At 62.3% G+C, this 24,730-nt stretch carries 17 protein-coding genes; 13 read left to right on the plus strand and 4 right to left on the minus strand.

What is annotated here, in order from left to right; all coding sequences use genetic code 11:
• Positions 1-36: 36 nt before the first annotated feature.
• Positions 37-762, plus strand: coding sequence for a 16S rRNA (cytidine(1402)-2'-O)-methyltransferase (rsmI, locus tag PXH66_RS09255; RefSeq protein ID WP_330928188.1), 726 nt, complete (start codon positions 37-39; stop codon positions 760-762).
• Positions 759-1,700, plus strand: a complete 942-nt coding sequence (locus PXH66_RS09260; RefSeq protein ID WP_330928189.1) for a Ppx/GppA phosphatase family protein — start codon at positions 759-761, stop codon at positions 1,698-1,700. The genes rsmI and PXH66_RS09260 overlap by 4 nt, the downstream gene beginning before the upstream one ends.
• Before the next feature lie 171 nt (positions 1,701-1,871).
• Here PXH66_RS09260 and PXH66_RS09265 read toward each other — a convergent pair whose 3' ends face one another.
• The 4 genes from PXH66_RS09265 to lpxK form a co-directional block, all read right to left on the minus strand.
• Positions 1,872-2,795 carry an RluA family pseudouridine synthase gene (locus PXH66_RS09265; RefSeq protein WP_330928190.1) on the minus strand — a complete coding sequence of 308 codons (924 nt, stop codon included), beginning with the start codon at positions 2,793-2,795 and terminating at the stop codon, positions 1,872-1,874.
• Positions 2,788-3,798 carry an adenosine deaminase family protein gene (locus tag PXH66_RS09270; protein ID WP_330928191.1) on the minus strand — a complete coding sequence of 337 codons (1,011 nt, stop codon included), beginning with the start codon at positions 3,796-3,798 and terminating at the stop codon, positions 2,788-2,790. Before PXH66_RS09270 ends, PXH66_RS09265 begins: the two co-directional genes overlap by 8 nt.
• A gap of 128 nt (positions 3,799-3,926) precedes the next feature.
• Positions 3,927-5,057, minus strand: coding sequence for an aminopeptidase (locus PXH66_RS09275; RefSeq protein ID WP_330928192.1), 1,131 nt, complete (start codon positions 5,055-5,057; stop codon positions 3,927-3,929).
• A gap of 55 nt (positions 5,058-5,112) precedes the next feature.
• Entirely contained in the window at positions 5,113-6,309 is a 1,197-nt protein-coding gene (gene lpxK / locus PXH66_RS09280; RefSeq protein ID WP_330928193.1) for a tetraacyldisaccharide 4'-kinase, read from the minus strand.
• Between the two features lie 81 nt (positions 6,310-6,390).
• On the opposite strand from lpxK, the gene panD reads away from it, so the two are divergent.
• From panD to PXH66_RS09335, 11 genes are all read left to right on the plus strand, one after another.
• Complete coding sequence (panD, locus tag PXH66_RS09285; RefSeq protein WP_330928194.1) at positions 6,391-6,759, plus strand: aspartate 1-decarboxylase; 369 nt, start codon at positions 6,391-6,393, stop codon at positions 6,757-6,759.
• A 49-nt stretch (positions 6,760-6,808) separates the two neighbouring features.
• Complete coding sequence (locus tag PXH66_RS09290) at positions 6,809-7,897, plus strand: pyridoxal-phosphate-dependent aminotransferase family protein (protein ID WP_330928195.1); 1,089 nt, start codon at positions 6,809-6,811, stop codon at positions 7,895-7,897.
• 114 nt (positions 7,898-8,011) lie between these two features.
• A complete protein-coding gene (locus PXH66_RS09295) occupies positions 8,012-10,810 on the plus strand; it encodes a type IA DNA topoisomerase (RefSeq protein ID WP_330928196.1) in 2,799 nt (932 codons plus the stop codon).
• A gap of 260 nt (positions 10,811-11,070) precedes the next feature.
• A complete protein-coding gene (locus PXH66_RS09300) occupies positions 11,071-12,060 on the plus strand; it encodes a hypothetical protein (protein ID WP_330928197.1) in 990 nt (329 codons plus the stop codon).
• 159 nt (positions 12,061-12,219) lie between these two features.
• A complete protein-coding gene (locus PXH66_RS09305) occupies positions 12,220-13,164 on the plus strand; it encodes a class II fructose-bisphosphate aldolase (protein WP_330928198.1) in 945 nt (314 codons plus the stop codon).
• A gap of 265 nt (positions 13,165-13,429) precedes the next feature.
• The gene (locus tag PXH66_RS09310) at positions 13,430-16,000 is read left to right on the plus strand and encodes a peptidase MA family metallohydrolase (RefSeq protein WP_330928199.1); all 2,571 of its coding nucleotides are present in this window, start codon (positions 13,430-13,432) and stop codon (positions 15,998-16,000) included.
• Complete coding sequence (locus PXH66_RS09315; protein WP_330928200.1) at positions 15,997-16,839, plus strand: DUF4159 domain-containing protein; 843 nt, start codon at positions 15,997-15,999, stop codon at positions 16,837-16,839. The genes PXH66_RS09310 and PXH66_RS09315 overlap by 4 nt, the downstream gene beginning before the upstream one ends.
• 148 nt (positions 16,840-16,987) lie before the next feature.
• A complete protein-coding gene (locus tag PXH66_RS09320; protein WP_330928201.1) occupies positions 16,988-18,013 on the plus strand; it encodes an AAA family ATPase in 1,026 nt (341 codons plus the stop codon).
• Positions 18,014-18,104: 91 nt separating this feature from the next.
• On the plus strand, positions 18,105-19,025 hold the full coding sequence (locus PXH66_RS09325; RefSeq protein WP_330928202.1) for a DUF58 domain-containing protein: 921 nt from the start codon (positions 18,105-18,107) through the stop codon (positions 19,023-19,025).
• Positions 19,022-21,061, plus strand: a complete 2,040-nt coding sequence (locus PXH66_RS09330) for a vWA domain-containing protein (RefSeq protein WP_330928203.1) — start codon at positions 19,022-19,024, stop codon at positions 21,059-21,061. The genes PXH66_RS09325 and PXH66_RS09330 overlap by 4 nt, the downstream gene beginning before the upstream one ends.
• Positions 21,062-21,064: 3 nt before the next feature.
• The gene (locus PXH66_RS09335) at positions 21,065-24,730 is read left to right on the plus strand and encodes a hypothetical protein (protein ID WP_330928204.1); all 3,666 of its coding nucleotides are present in this window, start codon (positions 21,065-21,067) and stop codon (positions 24,728-24,730) included.

The following is a 24,730-nucleotide window of genomic DNA, read 5'->3' on the forward strand; positions in this document are numbered from 1 at the left end:
CTCGCCATCCGGTGCCCAACGGCACCGGATTTTTTTATGTCCGCTCCGGTCGCTGCCAACGCGTCACTCACGCCCCTTCCCGGCCATCTCTACGTGGTGGCCACTCCCATTGGCAACATGGCCGATCTCACCGAGCGCGCCCTCGCGTTGCTGGGATCAGTCGACTTGGTGGCCTGCGAAGATACCCGCACCACCGGCAGTATGCTCACCCGGCTCGGCTTGCGCCGCGAACTGGTGGCCTATCATGACCACAATGAAACCGAAGCCGCCGAGAGACTGGCCGACGAACTTGCCGCCGGCAAATCCATCGCCGTCGTGAGCGACGCCGGCACCCCGGCTTTAAGCGATCCGGGCTTTCGCATCGTCCGCGCCTGCCGTCGCCGCGCCCTGCCCGTGGTGCCCGTGCCCGGCCCCTGTGCCATCACCACCGCCCTTTGTGCGGCGGGCCTGCCCACCAATGGCTTCTTTTTCGCCGGTTTTCTGCCTCCCAAATCGGCCGCCCGGATCAACTTCCTCACCAAGTATCAGGACTTCGACTACACCCTCGCGCTTTACGAAAGCTGCCACCGCATCGACAAGTTCGCGCGCGAGATAGTGGACACCCTCGGCCCCGACCGGGTGGTTTGCATCGCCAAGGAACTCACCAAACTGCACGAAACATTCTGGGTGGGAACGGCGAGTGAGGTGAACGACCGCCTCGCCCAAGCCAGCCGCAAGGGCGAATTCGTGGTGCTGATCGCTCCCGCCTCCTTCACGCTATGAGACTCGCCCGTCCCGCCATCGGAGTCATCGATCTCGGCTCTAATTCCATCAAAGCCCTCGTGGCCTGTCGTCGGGACGACGGTCGCCTCGAAGCCATCGAGCAACGCACGATCGACGCCCGCATCAGTGCCGGAATCAGTCACGCCCATCCCGTGCTGAGCGATGCCGGTATGCGCGCCGGGGTCGAGGCCGTGGTCGAACTCGCCGACATGGTCAAAGCCCACCATCCGCTCGACATCGCCGTCGTCGCCACCAGCGCGGTGCGTGATGCCGCCAACGGTGCAACTTTCGCCGCCCGGGTGACCGCCGCGACGGGTCTACCCTTGCGCATTCTCAGCGGAGACGAGGAGGCCCAATCCATTGGGCGCGGATTACTGTGCGACCCAGCGCTGGCGGACTGGCAATCGTTTCACGTCTTCGACTTGGGCGGCGGCAGCCTCGAATGCCTTTCTTTCGAAAACCGACGACTCACCCGGGCAGGCAGTCTGCCGCTCGGCTGCGTGCGACTCAGCGAGCGATTGATTGCGGACCCCGCGCAACCGCTGACGGCCGACGAGGAATCGGCCGTCCGCGCCTTTGTTCGCGATGCGCTCACGGCCGCTGGCATTGCTTTTCCGGCGCCCTTGGCCCCGGCCGTTTTCTGTGGTGGAACCGTCACCACATCGCGGTCGATTGTGGCCGAAGCTCGCAACATTTCCTTGGCCGAAACCAATCCGCGCGTAACGACGGAATTACTCGCCGCGATTCTCAAGAAACTCGGGCGCATGCCCCTGGACGAGCGCCGAGAAGTGCCCGGTCTACCTGAACGTCGCGCCGACGTGATGCCGACGGCTTTGGCGACGGTGTTGGCGCTGGCCGACTACGCCGGTTTCACCGCCTTTCAGCACTCGTTCTACAACCTGCGCTGGGGCATCGCCGACGGGCTCCTGCCGACGTAGGAGCGTGCTCACGCGCGATGAACTCGCAACGCTGGCGCGCCAAGGCTGGTTTTTCGCGCGGCCGGCAAGCGCCTGCCAGCAGGCGGCCTACTCACCCCGAACCTCGGAAAATCACAACGTTCGGCTTGCGCTGGGGCATTGTGAACGGACTCCCAGCTAGCCAGCGCAATCCTACGTCTTCAGCGCTGCGACCACGACTTTGAAGTCCGCAGGCAAGGGCGCAGTGATCTCCATTTCCTCCTTCGTTATCGGGTGCTCAAATTTCAAATACGCGGCGTGCAGCATGACGCGCGGCACGTCCAGGTCAGGATACTCCAGGGGTCGCCAACCGTAGGTGTGGTCGCCGAGAATGGAGTGACCGATCGACTTGAGGTGCACGCGAATCTGGTGCGTGCGACCCGTGTGAATGTGACAGCGAAACAATGTGATTTTAAAATCCGGATACGTCTCCTCGACCTTCCAATCGGTGCGCGCGTGCTTGCCGGTTTCGCTCGTTGTCATGCGGTGCCGATGGCGGGAATCCCGTTGAATGGCTTTGTCGATCGAACCGCTGAGCAGTTGCGGCACTCCCATGGCCAGGGCGAGGTATTCCTTGTGCAGGTCGCGTTCGGAAAACTGAGCGGCCAACCCCCGATGCGTGGTGTCGGTTTTCGCCACCACAATCACGCCGGTCGTTTCCCGGTCGAGCCGATGCACAATGCCAGGGCGCTCGACCCCGCCAATCCCACTCAGCGTGCCCGCACAATGGGCCAACAACGCGTGCACGAGCGTGTCGCCCGTGGTGCCCGCACCGGGATGCACCACCATGCCCGCCGGTTTGTTGACCACGAGCAGATGCTCGTCTTCGAACAAGATTTCCAGCGGGATCTGTGCCGGGGTGAGATCGGTCGGCACGACTTCCGGCATGGCGTAAGTCAGTTCATCCCCGGCCTGCACCTCGTCTTTGCGCATGAGGGCGACACCGTTCCGCTTCACCAATCCAGCGTCGATGGCGCGTTGCCACGCCACGCGACTGTGCTCGGGAAATGCCATGGCCAACGCCTTGTCGGCTCGCGCCCGGCGATGGCCTTCCGGCACAATGAAGAGATCAGACATCGGCGTGAGCCTGCGCCACCCGGTCGATCTCGGCGAGCATCGCTTCGCGCGTCACGACGGGCACATCCGCGACGGCCCACCCCGCTCGCGCGAGATCAGCGAGCTCGGCCCGCGTAAAATCGCCGTCGATCGCGAGCGCGGCGTAATCGTCGCTGACGACATTGCCGAATACCATCGGGTCGTCGGAACTAATGGTGCAATGCACGCCCGCATCCCGCAGCGCCCGCAAGGGGTGCACAGCCATGGATTCGCAAACGCGGAGCTTCACGTTGCTGATCGGGCACACGTCAAACGTGACGCCGCGATCGACCGCGAGTTGCACCACGGCGGGATCCTCGATCGCGCGCACGCCATGTTGCACCCGCGTGACCCCGAGGTCTTCAATCGCTTCGCGGACGCGTGCCGCGCCATCAAACTCACCCGCGTGGCATTTGGTGCCCTTGCGGGCGTCGCGCAGCCGTTGCCAAACCGGCGCGGTCCACGCCTCGGTCGGAACCTGTTCGAATCCGTGCAGATCGACGCCGTCGAGCTCATCCCAATTCACCAAGTCGTCGATCACCGGTCCCACGGGTCCCGCGTAATTTTCGCGCAACATGCCGGCATAGATCCGGACCTCGAGACCCGGCGGGACGGCGGCCCGAATCGCCGCGATGATCTCGCGGCCCGAGAACGGGACGAACTCGACGATGCCCAGATGAAAACTCGTTTCCACGTAACGCACGTTTTGCGCGACATGCTGCGCAAAGGTCACCCGCGCGGCCTCGTAGTAACGCTCCGGCGAATTGAACCATGGTAGCGCATGGCCGAGCAGCGTCTCGTCGAATTTAGGGAACGACTCGAAGCGATATTCCGGTCGTCGCCAAACCGGATCCATGGGATACTTTTGCGGATCGAGACCATGCAACAGCTCATACGGCAACGCGCCCTCAATGTGAAGATGCGTCTCGGTTTTCGGGAGCGCGCGGATGAAACCACGCAACGAATCGGTTTTCAGATCAGACATTGTTTAGCCACGAATGGACAAAGATTAACACAGATCGGGAGGGAGCATTATCAAAGCCTCCTTAGCTACGCGGTGCGTAACGGTAGTGAAGCGCTCTGTGTCCATCTGTGGTTAAAAAAAAACGCATCCTACGCTTTGCCGAGCAGGTAGTCGGGGTTGAGTTTTTCGAGGGACTTTGGCACGAAGAGGCCATCCTTGCGGATAAGCTTGCCGTCGAACCAGATTTCGCCGCCACCCCATTCGGGACGTTGAATGCAGACCATGTCCCAGTGCACCTGCGAGTTGTTGCCGTTGCCGCAGTGACCGTAGGCCTGGCCCGGCGTGAAGTGGAACGAGCCCGCGATTTTCTCGTCGAAAAGAATGTCACGCATGGGCTCGAGGATGTGTGGATTGAAGCCGATGGCGAACTCGCCGATGTAGCGGGCCCCCGCGTCACTATCGAGAATCTGGTTGAGGCGCTTGGTGGCTTTGGGCGTGCCGGCGGTGGCTTTGATGACCTTGCCCTGGCTGAACTCCAGGCGGATGCCGTCGAACGACGATCCGAGGTAAACGGTCGGCGCATTGTATTGGATGACACCTTCCACGCTGTCCTTGACCGGACAGGAAAACACTTCGCCGTCGGGGATGTTGCGATCACCGCCGCACGAACACGCCCCGATGCCTTTGATGGAGAACTTCAGGTCGGTGCCCGGGCCCTTGATTTCCACCTTGTCGGTGTTCGACATGAGCTTGTTGAGGGCGCGCATGCCCGGGATCATGCGGGAGTAGTCGAGCGTGCAGACGCGGAAATAAAAGTCCTCAAACGCTTCGGTGCTCATCGCGGCTTGTTGAGCCATGGCGCTGGTGGGCCAGCGCAGCACCACCCACTTGGTCTTGTTCACGCGGTGGTCGAGCACGGGCTTCATCGCCTTGGCGACTTTTTGCACGCGCGCCGACGGCACGTCGGAATTCTCGAAAATGTTCTCGGAGCCACGCAGCGCGATGTAGGCATCCATGTCCTGCATACGTTGTAGTTCCACGGCCGCGTGGGGCTCGTAGTGCTCGACCTCGGCTTTGAGCATCAACTCCCGCGTGATCCGGGCGCGGTGGATTTGCACGTAGGGCACGGCGCCGCGAGCGCGGGCGGCACGAACCAAGGCGATCACCACGGCATCGGGCACATCGAAAGCGTCAATCAAGACGCGTTCGCCGCGTTTGAGCTTGGTGGAAAATCCGGTGAGTCCGGCAGCCAGATCGTTGTAACGAGGATCGATAATCATGCCTCGAACCTATCGCGGTCCCCTCACTCTCCCGCAAGGGAGAAAGCGCGGAAGCTTAGCGGGTTTGCTCGAAGCAAAGTCGGCCCACCGCCTCATCGAAGTCGTCGGCCCCGTGCAGGATGTCGATTTCCAACCGCAGATAATAGATCGGCACCGGACACGGCATGTCGCTCGCGATGCGCACGGCGTCTTTTTCGGTCGTCACGATCATGTCGACCTTGTGCTCCAAACCGGCACTGAAAATTTCGACAAAGTCGGACGGCACGAATCGGTAGTGATCCAAAAAGCGCCGGGCAAAGGCGATGTCGGCACCGAGATCGCGGAGAAATTTCTCAAAACTTTCGGGCGTCGCGATGCCGCTGAACGCCCCGATGCGTTTCAGCTGCAGCTCCTCCAACGGCCGTCGCGTCGCTTCGTTTTCCGGGGCCTCACCGAGCAACTGCAGATACTGCGGCTGGTGGGTGCACTCGATGATATCGACGCCGGGGTTGTGCTTTTGGATGAGGTCTTCGAGCTCGGTGTCCCGCTGACCGTTGCTCTTGGTCAGAAAAACGTAGCTGGCGCGCTTGAGGTGCGAAATGGGCTCACGCAAGATCCCTCGCGGCAGCAGGAAGCCATTGCCAAACGGGTTCGTCTTATCGACCAGCAACAGATTCAGCCGCCCCTTGAGCGGCATGTATTGGAAGCCGTCGTCGAGAATGAGGGTGTCGCAACCGAAGCGTTTGATGGCGTAGGTGCCGGCTTTGACGCGGTTTTTATCCACCAACACGAGGACCCCGGGAAGGTTGCGCGCCAACATGTAGGGTTCGTCTCCGGCCTCCTCACTGTTGAGCAGGACCTCGTTGCCATCGCTCACGATGCGCGGCGGTGGTTCGGCGGTGTGGGTGATCCAAAACCACCATTTTTTCCACATCGGCGGGGCCTTGCTCTTGTAGCCGCGGCTGAGAATGGCGACGCGCCGCCCCTGATCGCGCAGCGCCCGGGCAAATTTTTCCACCACGGGTGTTTTGCCGGTGCCGCCCACGGTGAGATTTCCCACCACCACCACGAGGCAACCCAACGGCTGGTCGTGGAGCACGCGGTGCCGGTAGAGCCACCAGCGCAGTTTGACGATCCCCTTGAACAGATACGACAACCCCTGCAACCCACCGGCAAAAATCACCGCCGGTAAATCGTCCCGCCGCCCATAGACCACATCGATGGCGAATTGCTCGAATGAGATCAGCTTCTGCTTAAGCCACGGACTGGACATGCGGGGTTGTTAATAGGCAATTGACGGCGGTCGACGAGAAACGCTTTGCTCGCGGTTCTCTATCGCGACCGCTCCCGCCGCATGCAACTTAATCTACTCAAGTCCAAGATTCACCGCGCCGAGGTGACCGACCTTTCCCTCCATTATGAGGGCAGCTTGGCGGTCGACCGTGACTTCATGACCATGGTCGGTCTGCGCGAATACGAAAAGATCCTCGTCGGCAACATGGCCAACGGCGAACGCTTCGAGACCTACGCCATCGCGGCCCCCGCCGGCTCGAAGACGATCTCCCTCAACGGCGCAACCGCCCACCTCGGAAAACGCGGCGATCTACTCACGATCATGTCCTTCGCCGCGTTTGAAGCCGCCGAAGCCGAGACCTGGCAGCCCAAGGTGCTCCTGCTGGGCGAGGGCAATACCAAGATCATCAAACGTCCCGTCGCGGCGTAGGTCCCACCCCCGGCCCCCTTTACTCCTTACTTCAAACTTCCGACTTAGCATGAGCTACAAACTGTTTATCCCCGGCCCCATCGCCGTTTCCGCCAAAACCATGGCGGCGCTCACTTCGGCGCCCATCGGTCATCGCAGCCCCGATTTCGTGGCGCTTTACCAATCCATTCAGCCGGATCTGCAAAAGCTCTTCGTCACCAGCGACCCCGTCTACCTCTCCACCAGCAGTGCGTGGGGCATCATGGAAGGTGCCCTCAACAACGTGTGCACGAAGAAGGTGCTCAACTGCATGAACGGCGCGTTCTCCGACAAGTGGAACGACGTCGCCATCCGCAACGGCCTCGAAGCCACCGCCCTGCAATTTGATTGGGGCCAACCCGTCGACCCCGAGGCCGTCCGCGCCGAACTCGCTCGGGGCGGCTACGACGCCATCACCCTTATCCACAACGAGACGTCGACCGGCACGATGACCGACCTCGCGGCCGTCATGGCCGTTGTGCGCGAGTTCCCCGAAGTAATTTCCATCGTCGACACGGTCAGCTCGTTCAGCGCCGTCTCGATCCCGAAGGACGAACTCGGCATCGACATCATGATCACCGGTTCGCAAAAGGCCCTCGCCCTGCCCCCGGGTCTCGCCCTGTGCGCCGTTTCCGAGCGCGCCCGCGAACGCGCCGCCACCGTGCCCAACCGCGGCTACTACTTTGACCTCCTCGAATTCCACAAGAATCACGAGAAGGGCATGACGCCCAGCACGCCCAACATTCCCCACATCTACGCCCTGCGCTCCAAACTCGAAGACATCATGACCGAGGGCATGGAGACGCGGTTTGCCCGTCACGCCCGCTTGAACGCCAAGGTGCGCGAAACAATTTTTGCCCAAGGTTTCGAACTCTTCCCTGCGCTGGAAAATGGCTCCCTCTCTCTCAACTGTTTCGCCAATACGCGGAACATCGATCTGCCGGCCTTGAACAAGATGCTCAAAAACGAGCACCATCTGGTCATCGATGGCGGCTACGGGAAGTTGAAGGGCAAGGCCTTCCGTATTTCCAACATGGGCGACGAAACCGACGAAACCATCGCCGAAATGCTCGACGCCGTTGTCGCCACCATGGCGAAAACGCCAATCCTTAGCGTCTAGTTTCTCGATCAATTTGGATCACTTTTTCGGGCGGACTTTGGTCCGCCCGTTTTTTGTGTCCAAAAACTTTACCTTGAAATCCCCCATCGCTGCCCCTTACCGCTCGCCCGCCGTATGAAGTCCCTTGTCGTCGCCGAGAAACCCAGTGTCGCTACCGATTTAGCCAAAGCCCTCGGTCGGGTTCCGAAGAAAGGCGACGTCTACGAAAACGATGAATACGTCATCGCCTCGGCCGTCGGCCACCTCGTCGAACTCGAGATGCCCGAGGACATTGATAAAAAGAAATACGGTTACTGGCGCCTCGAAACCCTGCCCATCGTCCCCAAGAAATTCGGGCTTAAGCCGATCAAGTCTTCCGAGGACAAACTCAAGGTCCTCAAAAAGCAGCTGAAGCGCAAAGACATCGACCAAGTCATCAACGCTTGCGACGCGGGTCGCGAGGGTGAGCTCATCTTCACCTACATTTACCAACTCGCCAAATCCAAGCTCCCGGTCAAACGCGCCTGGATGCAGACCATGACCACGGGGGGCATTCGCACCGCCTTTGAGAAGCTTCGCGATGGCGAGAAAATGGCCGGCCTCGCCGATGCCGCCCGCTGCCGTTCCGAGAGCGACTGGCTCATCGGCATCAACGGCACCCGTGCTCTCACGAAACGCATGTTCGGTTCCCGCGCTGGCAACGTCGCGTCCGTCGGTCGCGTGCAAACCCCGACGCTCGCCCTGCTCGTGGCCCGCGAACTCGAGATCCGTAATTTCACGCCCCGCGATTACTGGCGCGTCACCGCCAACTTCGAGGTCGGTGCCGGTTCCTACGAGGGCACCTATCAGCGCCCGAATTTCAAAAAAGCCGACGATCTCGACCGCGTGGATCGTATCTGGGACCAAGCGTCCGCCCAAGCCGTCCACGCCGCCTGCCAAGGCAACCCGCCCGCTGTCGTCACCGAGGAGAAGAAGGCCACGACCCAGATCGCGCCCCGCCTCTACGACCTTACCACGCTCCAACGCGAGGCCAACAACCGCTTCGGCATCTCCGCCCGCCGCACGCTTCAGATCGCCCAGGCGCTCTACGAGAAGCACAAGATGATCACTTACCCCCGCACCGATTCGCGGGCGCTGCCGGAGGACTACATCCCCACTTGTCGGGAAACCCTCGAAAAGCTCGGCGGCGATTTGGGCGAACACGCCAGCAACGTGCTCAACAACGGTTGGCTGCATCCCAACAAACGCATTTTCAACAACGCGCAAATCTCGGATCACTTCGCGATCATCCCCACGCCCGTCGAGCCCAAGAAACTCGAGGATCTCGAAGGCAAGGTCTACGACATGATCGCCCGCCGATTCGTCGCCACCTTCCACCCAGTGGCCAAGTTCGACGTCACGACCCGGATCTCCACCGTCGCGCAGGAACACGCCTTTAAAACCGAGGGCAAAATCCTCACCGAGGCCGGCTGGCTCGCCGTTTACGGCCGCGATGCCGCCGATGCCGCCGTGGCCAATCCCGGCGCATCCAAGGACAAGACGTTGCCCGCCGTCGCCGCTGGCGAGTCCGCCACCACGACCGAAGCCACCCTCCTCGCCGAACAAACCAAGCCCCCGGCGCGCTACTCGGAAGCCACCTTGCTCTCCGCCATGGAAACCGCCGGCAAACTCGTCGACGCCGACGAACTCGCCGACGCCATGAAGGAACGCGGCCTCGGCACGCCCGCCACCCGCGCCGATACCATCGACGGCCTCATCAACCAGAAATACCTGGAGCGCAACCAGCGCGAACTGCAGCCCACGGCCAAAGCCGAACAACTTCTGGAGTTTCTCCACGCCGTCGAAGCCGACGTCCTCACCAAACCTGACATGACCGGCGAATGGGAGTTCAAGCTGCGCGAGATGGAGTTCAACCGCTACGAGCGCGACACCTTCATGGCCGAGATCACCAAGGTCACCGAAGGCATTGTCGATCGCACCAAGAACTTCAACGAAGAGGAAGGCGACGTCCGCGAGACCGCCATCATTTCGCCTTCGGATAACAAACCGATGCTGGAAACGCTGCGCGCCTACCGCTCGCAGGACGGTCTCATCACCATCTACAAAGTTACCAGCGGCCGCCGCATGGAGGAGCCGGAAATCGCCGAACTCGTCTCCGCCGGCGAGATCGGCCCCATCGAAGGTTTCGTCTCCGCCCGCACCGGCAATCACTTCCCGGCCAAACTCAAACTCGGCGCGCCCGACGACGACGGCAAACGGAAGGTCGAACTCGATTTCGGTCAAAACGAAGATCTCAGCGCCCTCGAACCCTTCTGGACCGATCCCAAGACCGGCCAGGAACTCTGCGAAGACTCCACCAACTTCGTCCTGCGCGAGCGCAACGGCGACGAATGGAAACGCGCCTTCCGGGTCGGCCGCATCATGTGCCAGAAAGAGGTCACCCGCGAGCAGGCCATTCAAATGGTCGAGACCGGGAAAACCGATCTCATCAAAGGCTTCATCTCCAAACGCGGCCGTCCGTTCGACGCCTTTCTGCTCAAAGCCGGCAACCGCGTGCGGTGGGAATTTCCGCCCCGCGAAGCCAAACCGGGCGCCAAGGGCGGTCCCCGCGCCAAGAAAGTCTTCGATCCCTCCAAAGCGACGCTCATCGGCCCGAGTAAAGCCCACGGCGAAGAAGCTCAACTGCAATCCACGGCAGACGCGTTCGTCGTCACGAAACCAAGCGGAGCCGATGATGCGCCCCGCGTCGTCTTCGAATTGAAGAAAAAACTCTGCGACCGCGAAATCACCCAGACGGAGATCGAGCAGCTCATGAGTGAAGGCAAAACCGCCCTGCTCGAAGGCTTCGTCTCCAAACGCGGCGCCAAGTTCTCGGCCCACCTCGTCCTCTCCAAAACCAAAGCCAAAGCCGACTTCGAATTTCCGCCTCGGTGAGGCGGAAATAAGGTGAGTATCCAAATTGGATACGAATCCCGGAGGGATGCCAGAGACCGGGTGCCCGCTCGCGGGCGGTCGATGGCACAATTTCCGCCTCGGTGAGGTGGAAACGGTAGGGTCGCCTCGCCGAGGCGACCGCAACGCCCTGATCTGCCCCCACTCCCGCTCGGACGACCCGGCGAGCCGTCCCTACCTTTTGCACCGCTGGAACTCCGGTGAGGATTGAAACTTTGGCCCGGTCTCGTCGTCATACTGTCATGCCCTCGTCTTCGTCCCGTCTCGCTGCTATTTCAATCCTCGGCCTCACCACCATTGTGGCCGCTGGTTTTGCCGTGATTCAATACCGTCGGGCCGAAGCATTGACCGCAGAACTCGCCGCCGCCCGCCTGACCGAGCAGGAGCAAACCACCGTCAACGCTCGGCCTCTGCCTTCCGATTCGGCTGCATCGCGATTCACCGAAGAAGCTGCCGCTCGGCCTGCCCTTTCCGAAGACTTTGGCGACGATGAGATGAGCGATGAAACCTCCGAAGGTCCTCGCCCCCGCAATGGCGGACGCCGGGATTTCGGCGCCCGGATGGACGAGCTACTCAAAGACCCGGAGATGGCCGCCGCATTCCAAACCCAACGTCGGGCCGCCCTCGACCGACGTTATGCTGAACTTTTCAGCAAACTCAATTTGCCTCCGGCCCAATTGAATCAACTCAAAGACCTGCTGGCCGAGAAGCAAAACGCCCCGCGCGATGTCATCCAAGCCGCCCGCGCGGAAGGCTTGGGGCGAGAAAATCGGGACGAAATTCGCGAGTTGATCGAAATCACCCAAGCGGAAATCGACGCCGATATCCGCGACGCCATCGGAACCCAAGCATTCGAAACGCTGACCAACTTCGAGCAAACCCAACCGCAACGCGCCACCGTGAGCCAGTTGGAGTCACGTCTCAGCTACTCCGGCGATCCCCTCAACTCCGCTCAAGCCGAAGCCATGGTCGGCATTCTGGCCAACACCGCGTCCTCCGGAGCCACCGCCAGCTTTGGTCCCGGCCGCGGCGGCAACAACAGCACACCAATCACCGACGCCGCCATTGCCCAGGCGCAGGCCGTGCTGTCCTCCGACCAATTGCAGGCTTTGCAGACACTCCAAAGCGAACAGCAGGCCGCCGCCGCCCTGAATCAAGCCATGCGCGCCCAATTCCGACCGGATCGCACCCCTCCTTCGTCGGGGGCCACGCCGGGCAATGGCGGAGGCTGAGCAGCGACGCAACCGTCACGATAATCGCCCCGAAGACGTTTATTTAACGTCGGCGGCACTGTTGCTGCTAAAAAACCCCTTGCCGGTCGTTTCGTCGAATCGGTAATCTCGCCGTTCGGTCGCTCGTCGTCCCTCAGTCCGGATTTCCCCTGTATAACCATGATCGTAACTACCGCTCAGCTCTTTAAGCACGCCTACGGCAAATACGCCGTCGGAGCTTATAACATCAACAACGCCGAACAGGCGATGGGTCTCTTCAAGGGCGCCATCGACTCCAAGGCTCCGTTCATCATCCAGATTTCCAAGGGCGCTCGGAAATACACCGACAAGCGCATGCTTGAGGCGATTATCCGCGCGGCATCCGAGATCTTCCCCGAGGCCATCTTCGCGGTTCACCTCGATCACGGTGACGAAGAGACCTGCTACGACTGCATCGATTCCGGCTTTTTCAGCTCGGTCATGATCGACGCGTCCCACGACCCGTTCGACGAGAACGTCGCCATCACCAAGCGCGTGGTTGACCGCGCCCACGCCAAGGGCATCTCCGTCGAGGCCGAGCTCGGTATGCTCGGCGGCGTCGAAGAGGACATCGCCGTCGATGAAGGCAATGCCTGCTTGACCGAACCGGCCGAGGCCGAGGAGTTCGTCAAGCTCACCGGTTGCGACTCCCTCGCCTGCGCCATCGGCACCAGCCACGGCGCCTTCAAGTTCAAGGGCCGCCAATCGCTGCACTTCGATGTGCTCGACCAGATTAAAGAGCGTCTCCCTAACTTCCCGCTCGTCATGCACGGTTCCTCCTCGGTTCCCCAGGACGAAGTCGCCCGCATCAACGCCGCCGGCGGCAAGATTGCCGGCTCCATGGGCGTCGACGTGAACGAGTATCTCCCCGCCGCCAAGAAGGGCGTCACCAAGATCAACATCGATACCGACGGCCGCCTCGTCTGGACCCGCGTTCACCGCGAGTTCTTCCAGGCCAACCCCGAGCAGTTCGATTTCCGTCCCCCCGGGAAAATCTTCATCGAAGAATACGCGAAGTTCATTGCCAGCCGCAACGAGCTCCTCGGTTCCGCGGGTCAGCTCGAAGACCTGCGCGCCTCGCTCTAAGCGACGGCTCGATCCTTCGATTCGCTTTCAACGCGCCTCCTTCTTCGGGGGCGCGTTTTTTGTGGGCACCCCGCGACACCGGTTCAACCGCCGCTCCCCGAAATTCCCGAAACTATCGCGGAACATGTTGATGTTTCCCATGCTCTCGTAAGTCCGTGAACGTAAGCCGGAGAAAAGCCGTATTTTCAGTGGCGAAACTCCATCTTCGTGCGTCTATTCCTCTGTGCGTCCCGTGGTTGTAGACCCCATCCCCCACTCTCTGCATTTGCGTCTCCTTTCCCGTCTGCTCTTTTGGGTCTGCTGCACGGGCCTCGCTGGATGCCTCACCTCTCCCCTGCTCGCGCAGACCGCCTCCACGGCCGACTACGACCAAGCGTGGAACATGTATCGCCAAGGCGGCTACGATGAAGCCCTCGCCATCACCGCCGTCGGACGGTTGGTCGACGAAGCCAACGAGGACTGGTGGCGCCTTGAGGGCGAGATCCTGTTCACGCTCGGGCGTTACCACGAGGCCTACAATTTGCTCGGCGAGGGCATCACCATCAACCCCGACAGTCTGTGGCTCATGCTGCAACGACGTGAGGTCGGCCACTACGTGGCCAGCTCGATCATCGAAGCGCCCCTGTCCCAAAGCGACATCGTGCGGGCCATCAATATGGCCGCCGCCTACCGCGGGTCGGCCGCCATGCAGGATTCCGACTTCCTCGCCGCAGTCTCCCACGGTGCGATTCTCGCCGGCGTCGAGCCCAAGGTCGTCCTCGATAATTTCCTCCGCCCCGCGCAGGAAAATCCCGACCCGTCGCGCGACGCCTTTCTGGTCGCCGGACAACTCGCGCTCGACAAGCAGGATGCCGCGCTCGCCTCGCGCACGTTCCGCGCCGGCCTCGAACACTACCCCGACGATCCCGACCTGGAGGCCGGCCTCGCCGCCGCGTTCCAGAATACCGACACCACCCAATTCCTGCAGCACACCGGCCAGGCGCTCGCCATCAACCCGCGCCACATTCCGTCCCAGCTCCTGCTCGCCCAACACTTCATCGATGCCGAAGACGAGGCCGCCGCCGAGGCCGCGCTCGATCAAATCCTCGGCCTGAACCCGCGCCACCCGGAAGCCCACGCCCTGCGCGCCGCCATGGCGACTATCGCCGACAATCCGGAGATGGCATCCATCCATCGGGACCTCGCCCTCGCCAATTGGTCGGACAATCCACGCGTCGATTTTCTCATCGGCCAAAAGCTTTCGCGGAAGTATCGGTTCGCCGAAGCCGCCGCCGCCCAACGCCGCGCGCTCGTGCTCGACCCGTTGTATCAACCGTCCCGCATCCAACTCGCTCAGGACCTGCTGCGGCTCGGTCGGGAAGACGAAGGCTGGGCGCTGGCGGCGATGGTCCACGCCGAGGACGGCTACAACATCGAAGCCTTCAATCTCACCACGCTCCACGATCGTATCGAAGGATTCACGACGGTCGAAAATGCCCACTTTCGCATTCGCATGGCGGCCGAAGAAGCCGCCGTCTACGGCCAACGTGCCCTCGCGCTGTTGGAAGACGCACGCACGCGGCTCTCCGCCCGTTACGGCATCGAGTTGGAGGAGCGCACCACCGTGGAAATTTATCCCGACCCGGCCGACTTTGCCGTGCGCACCTTCGGCATGCCCGGCATCGGTGGCTACCTCGGCGTTTGTTTTGGATCAGTGTTTACGGTCAATAGTCCCACGTCGTCGCAGGCCAATTGGGAAGCCGTGCTCTGGCATGAATTCACCCACGTCATCACGCTGACCCTCACGCGCAACCGCATGCCGCGATGGCTCAGCGAAGGCATTTCCGTCTACGAAGAGTTGGAGCGTTCGCCCGGTTGGGGGCAGCGCATGTCGGTCGATTACCACGACCGCATCGTCAACGGTCGCATGCAATCCTTGGGCCGCATGAGCGCCGCCTTCCTCGAAGCGCGCACCGGCGAGGATACGATGTTCGCCTACTACCAATCCTATCTCGTGGTCGAGTTTTTGGCCGAGCACTACGGCTTCGCCCCCATTCGCGCGCTGCTGCGCGACCTGGCGGCGGGCATGCCCATCAACGATTCGCTCGAAACGCACTTCGCGGCGTTGTCCGAGCTCGAACCGGCCTTTGTCAACTTCGCCCGCGCGCGCGCTGATGCCCTCGCCCCGGACTACGATTTGGCCCTGCCCCAACAGGAACAAAGCGGCATGATCGCTCAGATCATGGGTTCGTCTCCGCGCCTCCCGTTCGCGCCCGACAACATTCCGCAGTTGCTGCGCGCGCAACAGACCAAACTCGACCAGGAAAAATGGGCCGACGTGCGCGACGCCCTGGAACCCATCGCGGCCGCCGGCGTTTACTTGCCGCAACCGTTCAATGTGCACGCGCTGCTGGCCACGGCTTACGCCGGTCTCGGGGAAAAAGACCAGGAGCGCGAAACCCTCGAAACCATTGTGCACCATGAAGCCGGGGCCGTGAGCGCGATCACGAAGCTGTTGCGCATCGCCCGCGAGGATCAGGATTGGGCCGCGGTGGCGCGATGGAGCGACGCCTGGCTCGCCGTGAACCCCATGGCCGCCACGCCGTGGCGCGCCCGCTACTCCTCGCACCGCGAACTGGGTGACACCGCCATCGCCATTGCCGCCGGTGAAACCTTGCTGCGCCTCGATCCGCCAGACCGCGCCGCCATCCATTTCGGCGTCGCGGAACTTTTGCACCAAAACGCCGATCTCGACGCCGCCCGACGTCACACGCTGCAGGCATTGGAAGAAGCACCGCGCTTCCGGGCGGCCTATGATCTGCTCGCCACTTTGCCATCGACCTCCTCGCAACCATGAACGTCACCCGCTATCAACGGCTCCTCCGGCTGGTGCTCGGATGCGCTCTGTTTGCCACCGCGGTTTTCGCCCAACGCAACCGCGGTCGTGGTCAGTCGCAGGATCGTCGCGACGTGCCGGAATGGACCGCCGAACCCGGCTTTGAACAGGACGTATTTTCCTTCGCCCGTCTCCGCTACGAAAGTTGGGGCGGTGGCGGTGGTGGCTGGGGAGGTTGGGGCGGCCGGGGTCAAGGCCGTTGGGCCACCGACGCCCCCGATGCCGACCTCAACCTCATGTATCGGTTGCAGCAGATGACCGCGCTGCGCGTGAACCCCGACGTCACCTACATCGATATCGAACCGGAGGCGCTGCGCCATTACCCCTTCGTCTACATCGTCGAGGCCGGCTACATGATGTTGCGCGATGAACAAGCGACGGCCCTGCGCAATCATCTGCTCAACGGCGGCTTCCTGATGGTCGATGATTTTTGGGGTGCCAGTGAATGGGACAACTTCCAACACGAGTTCAGCAAAGTGTTTCCCGATCGCGAACTCGTGGAACTCACGGTGGATCACCCGATCTTTCACGTCGTCTTCGATCTGCAGGAAATCCCGCAGATTCCCGCCATCAATTTTTTCCGTCCCGGCGGCCCCACCGATCAAGGAGGCAACGGCCCCGCGCGCTTCTGGTCGGTCTTCGACGACGACGGTCGCATGATGGCGATTATTTGCCACAACACCGACCTCGGCGACGGCTGGGAACGCGAGGGCGAAGACCCGACTTACTTCCGCGAATTCGCCGAGAAACACGCCTATCCCATGGCCATCAATATCATCTACTACGCGATGACGCACTGAGTGTGCACTATCGTTCTCTTTCTCGTAATCTTTCTCTTTCTCCACCCGACCACTCACCAGTTTCTCCGACGCACCTCCTTCAAATAATCGATAACGAGAACGATTAAGAGAACGAGAACGAACCACTTTAACTTCACCTCCACGCCGCATGTCCTTTCCCGAAAACGCTCCTCCTCCCCTGCCCGACGAACCACTTGATGACGAATCGGCCTTCGCTGCCCTGCAAGCCGGCCGTGATCGGGTGCGCCGCGAACTGGACAAAGTCATCGTGGGCCAGGCTGATGTCATCGAACAGCTCATGGTCGCCCTGTTGGCGGGCGGACACTGTCTGCTCACCGGCGCGCCCGGCCTCGCCAAAACCCTGTTGGTCAAATCGGTGTCGCAGGCGTTTGATCTTTCCTTCCAACGCATCCAATTCACGCCCGATCTCATGCCGGCCGACATCACCGGCACCGAGATCCTGACCGATTCCACCGAAGGCCGCCGTCTCGCCTTCGTGCCCGGTCCGGTGTTCACCAACATTCTGCTGGCCGACGAAATCAACCGCACACCACCCAAAACTCAGGCTGCGCTACTCGAAGCCATGCAGGAGCATCAGGTCACGGCCGCCGGCGTGCGCCACACGCTCTCCGAACCGTTCTTCGTGCTCGCCACGCAGAACCCGGTGGAGATGGAGGGCACCTATCCCCTGCCCGAGGCGCAGCTCGATCGGTTCCTCTTCAATGTGCTCATCGACTACTTACCGGAAGCCGACGAAATCGAAGTCGTTTCCCGCACCACCTCCGGCAAACCCGCTGCCGTGGAGCCGGTTTTTTCCGCCGCCGAAGCCGTCGCGTTCCAATCCCTCGCGCGCAACATTCCCATCGCTTCCGACAACATCCGTTACGCCGTGCAACTCGCCACCGCGTCGCGCCCCAAACGTGAGGGAGCTCCGGAGTTCGTGAATCAATGGATCAACTGGGGCGCCGGCACCCGCGCGGGCCAGGCCCTCGTGATCGGCGCCAAAGCCCGCGCCCTCTGGCAAGGTCGCACTCACGCCACCGCCGACGACATTCGCGCCTTGGCCGCCCCGGTGCTCCGCCATCGTCTGCTGCTCAATTACCGCGCCGAAGCCGATGGCGTCACGGTCGAGGACGTCATCGCCAAACTCATCACCCACGTCAAAGCCCCGTAGTAATCGTTCCTCGTAATCGTTCTCTTTCTCCCCCGCTCGTCCCCGCGGGTCGGAGAATGAGAAGACCAAGAGGACGAGACCGAATTCTTCCATGCCCGCTCCCGCTCACCTCGATCCTGCCGCCTTGCTCGCGATCTCCGATCTCGAGCTGCGCGCCCGCACGGTCATGGAGGGCTTGCGCAGCGGCTTGCACCGCAGTCCGTTCTCCGGCTTTTCCGCGGAGTTTACCGAGTATCGCCAATACAGCCCTGGCGACGACCTGCGCTATCTGGATTGGAAAGCCTATGCGCGCACCGACCGTTTCTACCTCAAGAAATTCGAGGAAGAAACCAATCTGCGTTGTCTCCTCTTGCTGGATACAAGTCGCTCGATGGACTTCGGTTCGCGCGGTTACACGAAGTTGACTTACGCCCGCACGCTCGCCGCCACGCTCGCCAGTTTTCTCCACGGTCAACGCGACTTGATCGGTGCCGCTTTGTTCGATCAAACCGTCCACCACGCCGTCGCGCCGCGGTGGCGCCCGGGCCACCTGCAACATCTCTATGCGCTACTCGGACGCGAATCCCCCGGCCGCACCACCGCGATGGGCGTGGCTTTGCAGGAAGCATTGCGACTTTGCCGCAAACGCACGCTGATCGTGCTGTTGTCCGACTTCCTTTCCCCGCTGGACGAGTGGTCGGAATCCTTCGCCGAACTCGCCGCCGCCGGCCACGATGTGCGCGTGCTCCAGGTGCTCGATCCCGCCGAACGCACGCTCGATTTTGGCCAAGCCGCCATTTGGCAGGATCTGGAAAACGATACCGAGCTTTACGTCGACCCCGCCCAAGCCCGCGCCGCCTACCTTGAAAAATTCAGCGCCCACAACACGGCGGTGCGCCAACTCCTGCATGAACATGGCGTGCCGTTGCATGTGATCGACACCGCGCAACCACTCGACGAAGCACTGCGTGCCTTTCTCCAAAATCAACCGCGCCGCGCCAGCCGCGTCGCCCGTCGGAGGGCGTCGGCATGAGTCTCCTGTCTCCTTGGTTTCTGGCCGGTCTGGCCCTCTTGGTCGGCCCCATCATTGCGCATCTCATCCGGCGCGCCACCCGCGACCGCGTGCCGTTCAGCGCTCTGCGTTTTCTCAGCCCGTCGGCGCCGCGCTTGGATCGCCGCAGTCGCATCCAACATCCGCTGTTACTCATCCTGCGCTGCCTCATCGTGGCGTTGCTCGCCCTCGCATTTGCCCGGCCATATTTTAACGCGGAGTCACCCGTTACACCGTCCACCCGCGCTCCACGTCACGTGGTGATCGTGCTCGACGACAGCGCGAGTATGCAGCGGGAGGATTTGTGGACCCGAGCCCGCCACGAAATCGAAACCCTCACCACCGATCTGCAAGCGGCCGACATCCTTTCCTTGATCGTGGCGGGAGACCGCGCGACCGACGCCGTCGACGCCGACACGTGGGTGCAAACCGCGCCGTCCGATCGCATCGGACTGGTCGGGTCCGCGCTCACCGCGCGTGCCACCGCGGGTTGGTCGGCGTTTCATTTGGACGACGCCATTCGCCGCGCTCTCGACCGCATTCAGGATCGGGCGGCCGTCGAAGGCACGATCATCGCCGAGCCCGAAATCGTCATCGTGAGTGACTTCGCCAACGGCACCCAGGTCGCCGGCTTGGCCGGACTCCCATGGCCGTCGGGACTCACCGTGCGTCTGGCGTCCATCCGCGCCGCCGCTTCCGCCAACATCGGACTTCAATGGCTCGGCTGGGGCACCGACCTCGGGGCCGGTGCGCCGGCCCGTATTCGTATCACGGCGACGGAAAACGTGCCGACCACCTCGGTGCAACTTTCCCTGCGGGCAGCCGACGGCGGCGACTTCGCCCCGCCGCCCACCACCCATGTCATCCCGCGCGGAGGCGCGATCACCGTGCTTGTGCCCGTTCCCGCGACGGCTCCCGAGGCCTTGCAACTCGAACTGACCGGCGATGCGGTGACCTTTGACAATCAACTATGGATCGTGCGTCCCCAAGCGCGCGAGTTGCCCATCGTGGTCTCGCGAGAACCGAGCACCGTCGACTCCCGTGATGCGCTGTTCTACGTCGCCAGCGCCGTGCGCGGTTGGCGCGATCCCGTGCCGGAATTAACGACCACATGGCCGACTCCTCTTCCATCCGGTCAGTCGCCAGCCGTCTTGCGTATCATCGATTCCCCCCTCAGCCCGACGGAACTTCGCGCCACTCGTGAACAGATCGAAGACGGCGCCTACGCACTGATACTTTTGCGCGATGACGACCTTGTCGCGACGGCGGCGACTCTGCTGAACGAACCCGGTTGGACCGCCCTTCCACCGTCCCCCAGCGCCCGGCCCGACACGTTGCTGGGCCAAATCGATTTCAGGCATCCGTTGTTTGCCCCGTTCGCCGATCCTGCGTTCAGCGACTTCAGCCGCGTTCGATTTTGGTCACGCCAAAAGCTCGCGCTTCCGGCCGATTCGGCCGCGGTCGTCGTTGCGCGCTTTGAGGACAATACACCTGCGGTAACGGAGAGTATGGTCGGACAAGGACGTGTCATCACGTGGGCCAGCGGCTGGACGCCCACCGAAAGCCAATGGGTATTGTCGTCCAAATTCGTGCCATGGCTGCAGTCACTCGGCGAACGCGCCGCCGGCGGACCGTTGCTCGCCGGCGTTGGTGAACTGGATCGTTTGGACCGTCTCGGCGCCAATCAATTCATCACGACGCCCGGAGTCCACACCATCGAGGGCGCCGATGGCAACCAATGCCTGATCGCCGTGAATGTTCCAGCGACGGAAAGTGACGTCGCTCCACTCGATCTTGATATTTTCGCCCAGCTGGGCGTGCCGCTGGAGCAAGCCGCCCCGGACATCTCCGCGGCGGAGAAAGCGGAACAACAGGCGGCGGAATCCGCCTACCTCGCGGAGTCCCGCCAAAAGGTCTGGCGCTGGTTGCTGCTCCTTGTGGCCGGCCTGCTCATCATTGAGAGCCTGCTGTCGCTGCGACTCGCTCGCCGTCAACCGAAACCCGCCGCCGCCACCTGATCCATGCGCCGCCCTTTGCGACTGTTTTTTTCCTTTGATGCCCGGCTCCATGAGGAGCTGCGCTCGATTGCGCGGCAGTATCAGTCCGTTCGCACCCACCAACGCGGCGTGATTGTTTGGTGCTCGGCCGGTGGAGCGACGCTGGTCCTGTTGTTGGCGCGGTTCCAATGGGACGGTTTCGCTCCGTGGATGGGTCCGGCGCTGGTCGCGGTTTTCGCCACGGCCACCGCCCTCTCGCTGTGGAAACTTTGGCGTGACCGATTGGACATCATCGCCACGGCCCGCGAAATCGAACGCGAACATCCGGAGCTGCAGGAAGCCCTGCGCACCGCCGCCGAGCAATCGCCCGGCTCGGGCGGCAAACTCCATTTTTTGCAACGCCGGTTGCTGCGCCACGCTCTGGATCACGCTGCCACGGCCGTGTGGCATCAGACCCCGCGCACGCAGGCTCGTTGGCTCGGACCCGCCCACGCCATCGCGATCGGCGCGGCGATCGGCCTGGGCGTAATGGCGCTGCGCTACCGCACGCCGTTCGATTTCGCTTGGCCATTCCAGTCCGTCGGCGCTGCGATCGCACATGGCTCCGGCATCGAGGTCACTCCCGGCGATGTGGAAGTGGAAACCGGAGCAACCGTGGTGGTGGCCGCACGTTTTCCGGGGAAATTACCGGCCAGCGCCAACTTGGTGTGGCAAAACGCCGATGGTCAAACGGGGCGCGAGTCGATGGCCCCCAGCTTGTCGGATCCGGTCTATGCGTTCACCTTGGCCAACGTCGAATCCGACACGGTCTATGCGATCGAGTATCCTGACGGACGCACTGACGAGTTCGCGCTCACCGTTTTCGAATTGCCGCATCTGGTCCGCGCCGATGCCTCGTTGGACTATCCGGACTACACCGGCTACACCGACCGCACGATTACCGATACGCGGCGCATCAGTGCGGTCGAGGGCACGCAGCTCGACTACGTTTTTCACGTCAGTCGTGCGCTTGCCACCGCCGCATTGCAGGACGAGCACGGCAACGTCCTTCCGCTCGCGCCCCGCAATGCCGATCGCACCACATTTGGCACCACCTTCACGTTGGCCGAGTCCGCCCGTTACAAGCTGCAGTTGTTCGATCACGAGAATCGGGCCGATCCGGCTCCCGCCGACATCCGCATCGAAGTCACCCAAAACAAACGCCCCGATCTGAAGATCGATTTTCCCCGCGGTGATCAACGCGTGACACCATTGCAGGAAATTCACTTTCAAGCCAAAGTGAGCGACGACTTCGGCCTGCTCGACTTCGGGCTCGCCACGGCGGTGGGCAACGGCGAGCCCGACTACCGATCATTCGCCGACGCCACGTCATCGGCTCCGAAACTCGAAGCCGATGTTTCCTATTTGCTCGCCTTGGAGGACGCCGGCGTCGAGGTCGACGAATTGGTGACCTGGTTTGCCTGGGCCGATGATTTTGCCCCCGACGGCCAAATTCGACGCACGACCAGTGATCTCTTTTTTGCCGAGGTGCGCCCGTTTGACGAAATCTTTCGCGAGGATGTTTCCGGCGGCGGTGGCGGCGAAGGTGGGGGCGGACCAGCGGCGGATCTGCTCCAAATCCAACGTCAGCTCTCGATTGCCATCTGGAACCTCCAACAATCATCCCTGGTCGGCCCCACCTACACGGCCGATGTCGCCACGCTGCGCGACTCCCAAAACACCGCCCGCGCCCAACTCGAAGAGATGCGCGCCCGTCTCGAAGAACCCCGCCTGCGCGGCGCCGCATCGCTCGCGGGACAGTCCATGAAAATCGCCGCCGAGGAACTGGACGATGCCGCCGAGTCGGCGTCCCTCGACCCGCTGGCTGACGCCTGGACCGCATCGCAAAGCGCCTACCGCGCGTTACTGAAACTGCAACCTCGCGAAACAAACGTCGCCCAAAACTCCGGCCAAGGCGGCAGCGGCCAGCGCAATCAAGGTCAGATCAACCAGCTCCGACTGCGCAACGAAGCCAACAACTACGAAACCGCCAGCGAAGCCGAGTCGCCCACCTCGCCGGAAGACCGGGAACAGCTCAACCTGCTTTCCAAACTCAAAGACCTTTCCCGCCGTCAGCAGGATTTGAACGAGCGATTGCAGGAGTTGCAGACCGCTCTCGCCGCCGCGAATGACGAAGCTGAGCGCGACCGCATTCGCCGTGAACTGAAACGGCTCGAAGAGGAACAACGCCGCATGTTGGCCGACCTCGACGAGGCTCGCCAAAATCTCGATCGCATGAACTCCGGCGAGCAGCGCGAACAGGCCCGCCAACAACTCGACCAATCACGCGAGGACATGCAGGAGGTGAGCGAACGGCTTTCGTCCGGCGAAGTGTCCTCCGCCCTGGCCTCGGGGACCCGCGCACAGGAATCCCTCGAGTCCACGCGCGAACAGCTGCGCGAAGAATCATCGAGTGTATTCAGCGAACAACTTCGTGAACTGCGCCGACAGGCCCGCGAGCTTTCCGCCCAACAAGATCAGCTCGCCCAACAATGGCGCGACGAGCAAGAGAAGCCACCGTCGCTCGACGACTCCGCTTCCCGGGAGGCGCTGGCCGAGTCGCTCGATGCACAACGCGAACGCCACGGCAATCTGCTACGCGACATGCGCCAGATCACAGAGGACAGCGAAGGCACCGAGCCCACCCTTCACCGCCAGCTCTACGATTTGATGCGCGAGCAAGGCTCCGACGGTCCCTCGCGCGAATTGGAAACCAGTGCTGAGCTGCTCCGTCGTGGTTTTCTCGACCAAGCCCGACGCCAGCAAGCGGGAGTCGGCGAAGCCTTCGAGCAGCTGCAAGCCAGTATCGAACGCGCCGCCGAATCCGTGCTCGGCAGCGAAGCCACCGAGATGAAATTTGCCCGCAACGAACTCGAACAACTCGCCCGCGAACTCGGCGGCGAACGTCCGACACCAAGCGAGCCCGGAACCACGCAAAGCCCGACCTCCATCCCCGGCCGTGAATCCGGCGAGGAACTAACCGGAACCGGGACCGAACCGGGCACCGAGCCCGGAACCCGCCCCGCTCCGGGCGAAGGTGAAGGCGAACTTCGTGTTGCCGGCGGCGAGGGACCAAGTTCCGACGAACAAAACGGCACGACGCCATCGAATGAGCCCGGAGAAGGCGCCCGCGTCGCGACCGCCACCTCCACCACGGGCGACCAATCGGGAGCTTCGCCCGGCAACGGTGTCGGCGATCAGCCGAGTTCCACGCCTTCGGGCCCTGAGCCGGTCGAATCATTCGAGGAGACCTTGGCGCGGCTGCTGCCGGGGGGCACCCGACGCGGGGGCGAAGGCCGACGCGAAGGCAATGGTCCAATCACGGGCCGTGACTTCGGCGACTGGGCAGATCGTCTCCGCACCGTTGAGAGCCTGCTGGAAAGCGAAGACCTGCGGCAGCGTCTGGCCGAAGCCCGGGGCGAAGCCGAGGATTTACGCCGCGAGTGGAAACGCAACGGAGCCGCCCCGCAGTGGGACCTGGTCGATACCGGAGTCGTCAGCCCGCTCAACGAGGTGCGGCGTTGGCTCGATCAGGAGATCGCGCGGCGCGAGGATCCCACTTCGCTTCAACCGATCGATCGCGATCCGGTTCCCGACAAATACGCCGAGGCCGTGCGCCAATATTACGAAGCATTGGGAGGCGCCAATTGA

Origin of the sequence: Synoicihabitans lomoniglobus (assembly GCF_029023725.1) — a bacterium.
Lineage (GTDB): Bacteria > Verrucomicrobiota > Verrucomicrobiia > Opitutales > Opitutaceae > Actomonas > Actomonas lomonigloba.

What these genes read in the sequence shown, in the direction of transcription:
- PXH66_RS09265 (WP_330928190.1), bottom strand. Translation starts at nt 2,795, where the DNA reads ATGTCTGATCTCTTCATTGTGCCGGAAGGCCATCGCCGGGCGCGAGCC.
- PXH66_RS09335 (WP_330928204.1), top strand. Translation starts at nt 21,065, where the DNA reads ATGCGCCGCCCTTTGCGACTGTTTTTTTCCTTTGATGCCCGGCTCCAT.
- PXH66_RS09320 (WP_330928201.1), top strand. Translation starts at nt 16,988, where the DNA reads ATGTCCTTTCCCGAAAACGCTCCTCCTCCCCTGCCCGACGAACCACTT.
- panD (WP_330928194.1), top strand. Translation starts at nt 6,391, where the DNA reads ATGCAACTTAATCTACTCAAGTCCAAGATTCACCGCGCCGAGGTGACC.
- PXH66_RS09270 (WP_330928191.1), bottom strand. Translation starts at nt 3,798, where the DNA reads ATGTCTGATCTGAAAACCGATTCGTTGCGTGGTTTCATCCGCGCGCTC.
- PXH66_RS09300 (WP_330928197.1), top strand. Translation starts at nt 11,071, where the DNA reads ATGCCCTCGTCTTCGTCCCGTCTCGCTGCTATTTCAATCCTCGGCCTC.
- PXH66_RS09295 (WP_330928196.1), top strand. Translation starts at nt 8,012, where the DNA reads ATGAAGTCCCTTGTCGTCGCCGAGAAACCCAGTGTCGCTACCGATTTA.
- rsmI (WP_330928188.1), top strand. Translation starts at nt 37, where the DNA reads ATGTCCGCTCCGGTCGCTGCCAACGCGTCACTCACGCCCCTTCCCGGC.
- lpxK (WP_330928193.1), bottom strand. Translation starts at nt 6,309, where the DNA reads ATGTCCAGTCCGTGGCTTAAGCAGAAGCTGATCTCATTCGAGCAATTC.
- PXH66_RS09260 (WP_330928189.1), top strand. Translation starts at nt 759, where the DNA reads ATGAGACTCGCCCGTCCCGCCATCGGAGTCATCGATCTCGGCTCTAAT.
- PXH66_RS09275 (WP_330928192.1), bottom strand. Translation starts at nt 5,057, where the DNA reads ATGATTATCGATCCTCGTTACAACGATCTGGCTGCCGGACTCACCGGA.
- PXH66_RS09305 (WP_330928198.1), top strand. Translation starts at nt 12,220, where the DNA reads ATGATCGTAACTACCGCTCAGCTCTTTAAGCACGCCTACGGCAAATAC.
- PXH66_RS09325 (WP_330928202.1), top strand. Translation starts at nt 18,105, where the DNA reads ATGCCCGCTCCCGCTCACCTCGATCCTGCCGCCTTGCTCGCGATCTCC.
- PXH66_RS09315 (WP_330928200.1), top strand. Translation starts at nt 15,997, where the DNA reads ATGAACGTCACCCGCTATCAACGGCTCCTCCGGCTGGTGCTCGGATGC.
- PXH66_RS09330 (WP_330928203.1), top strand. Translation starts at nt 19,022, where the DNA reads ATGAGTCTCCTGTCTCCTTGGTTTCTGGCCGGTCTGGCCCTCTTGGTC.
- PXH66_RS09290 (WP_330928195.1), top strand. Translation starts at nt 6,809, where the DNA reads ATGAGCTACAAACTGTTTATCCCCGGCCCCATCGCCGTTTCCGCCAAA.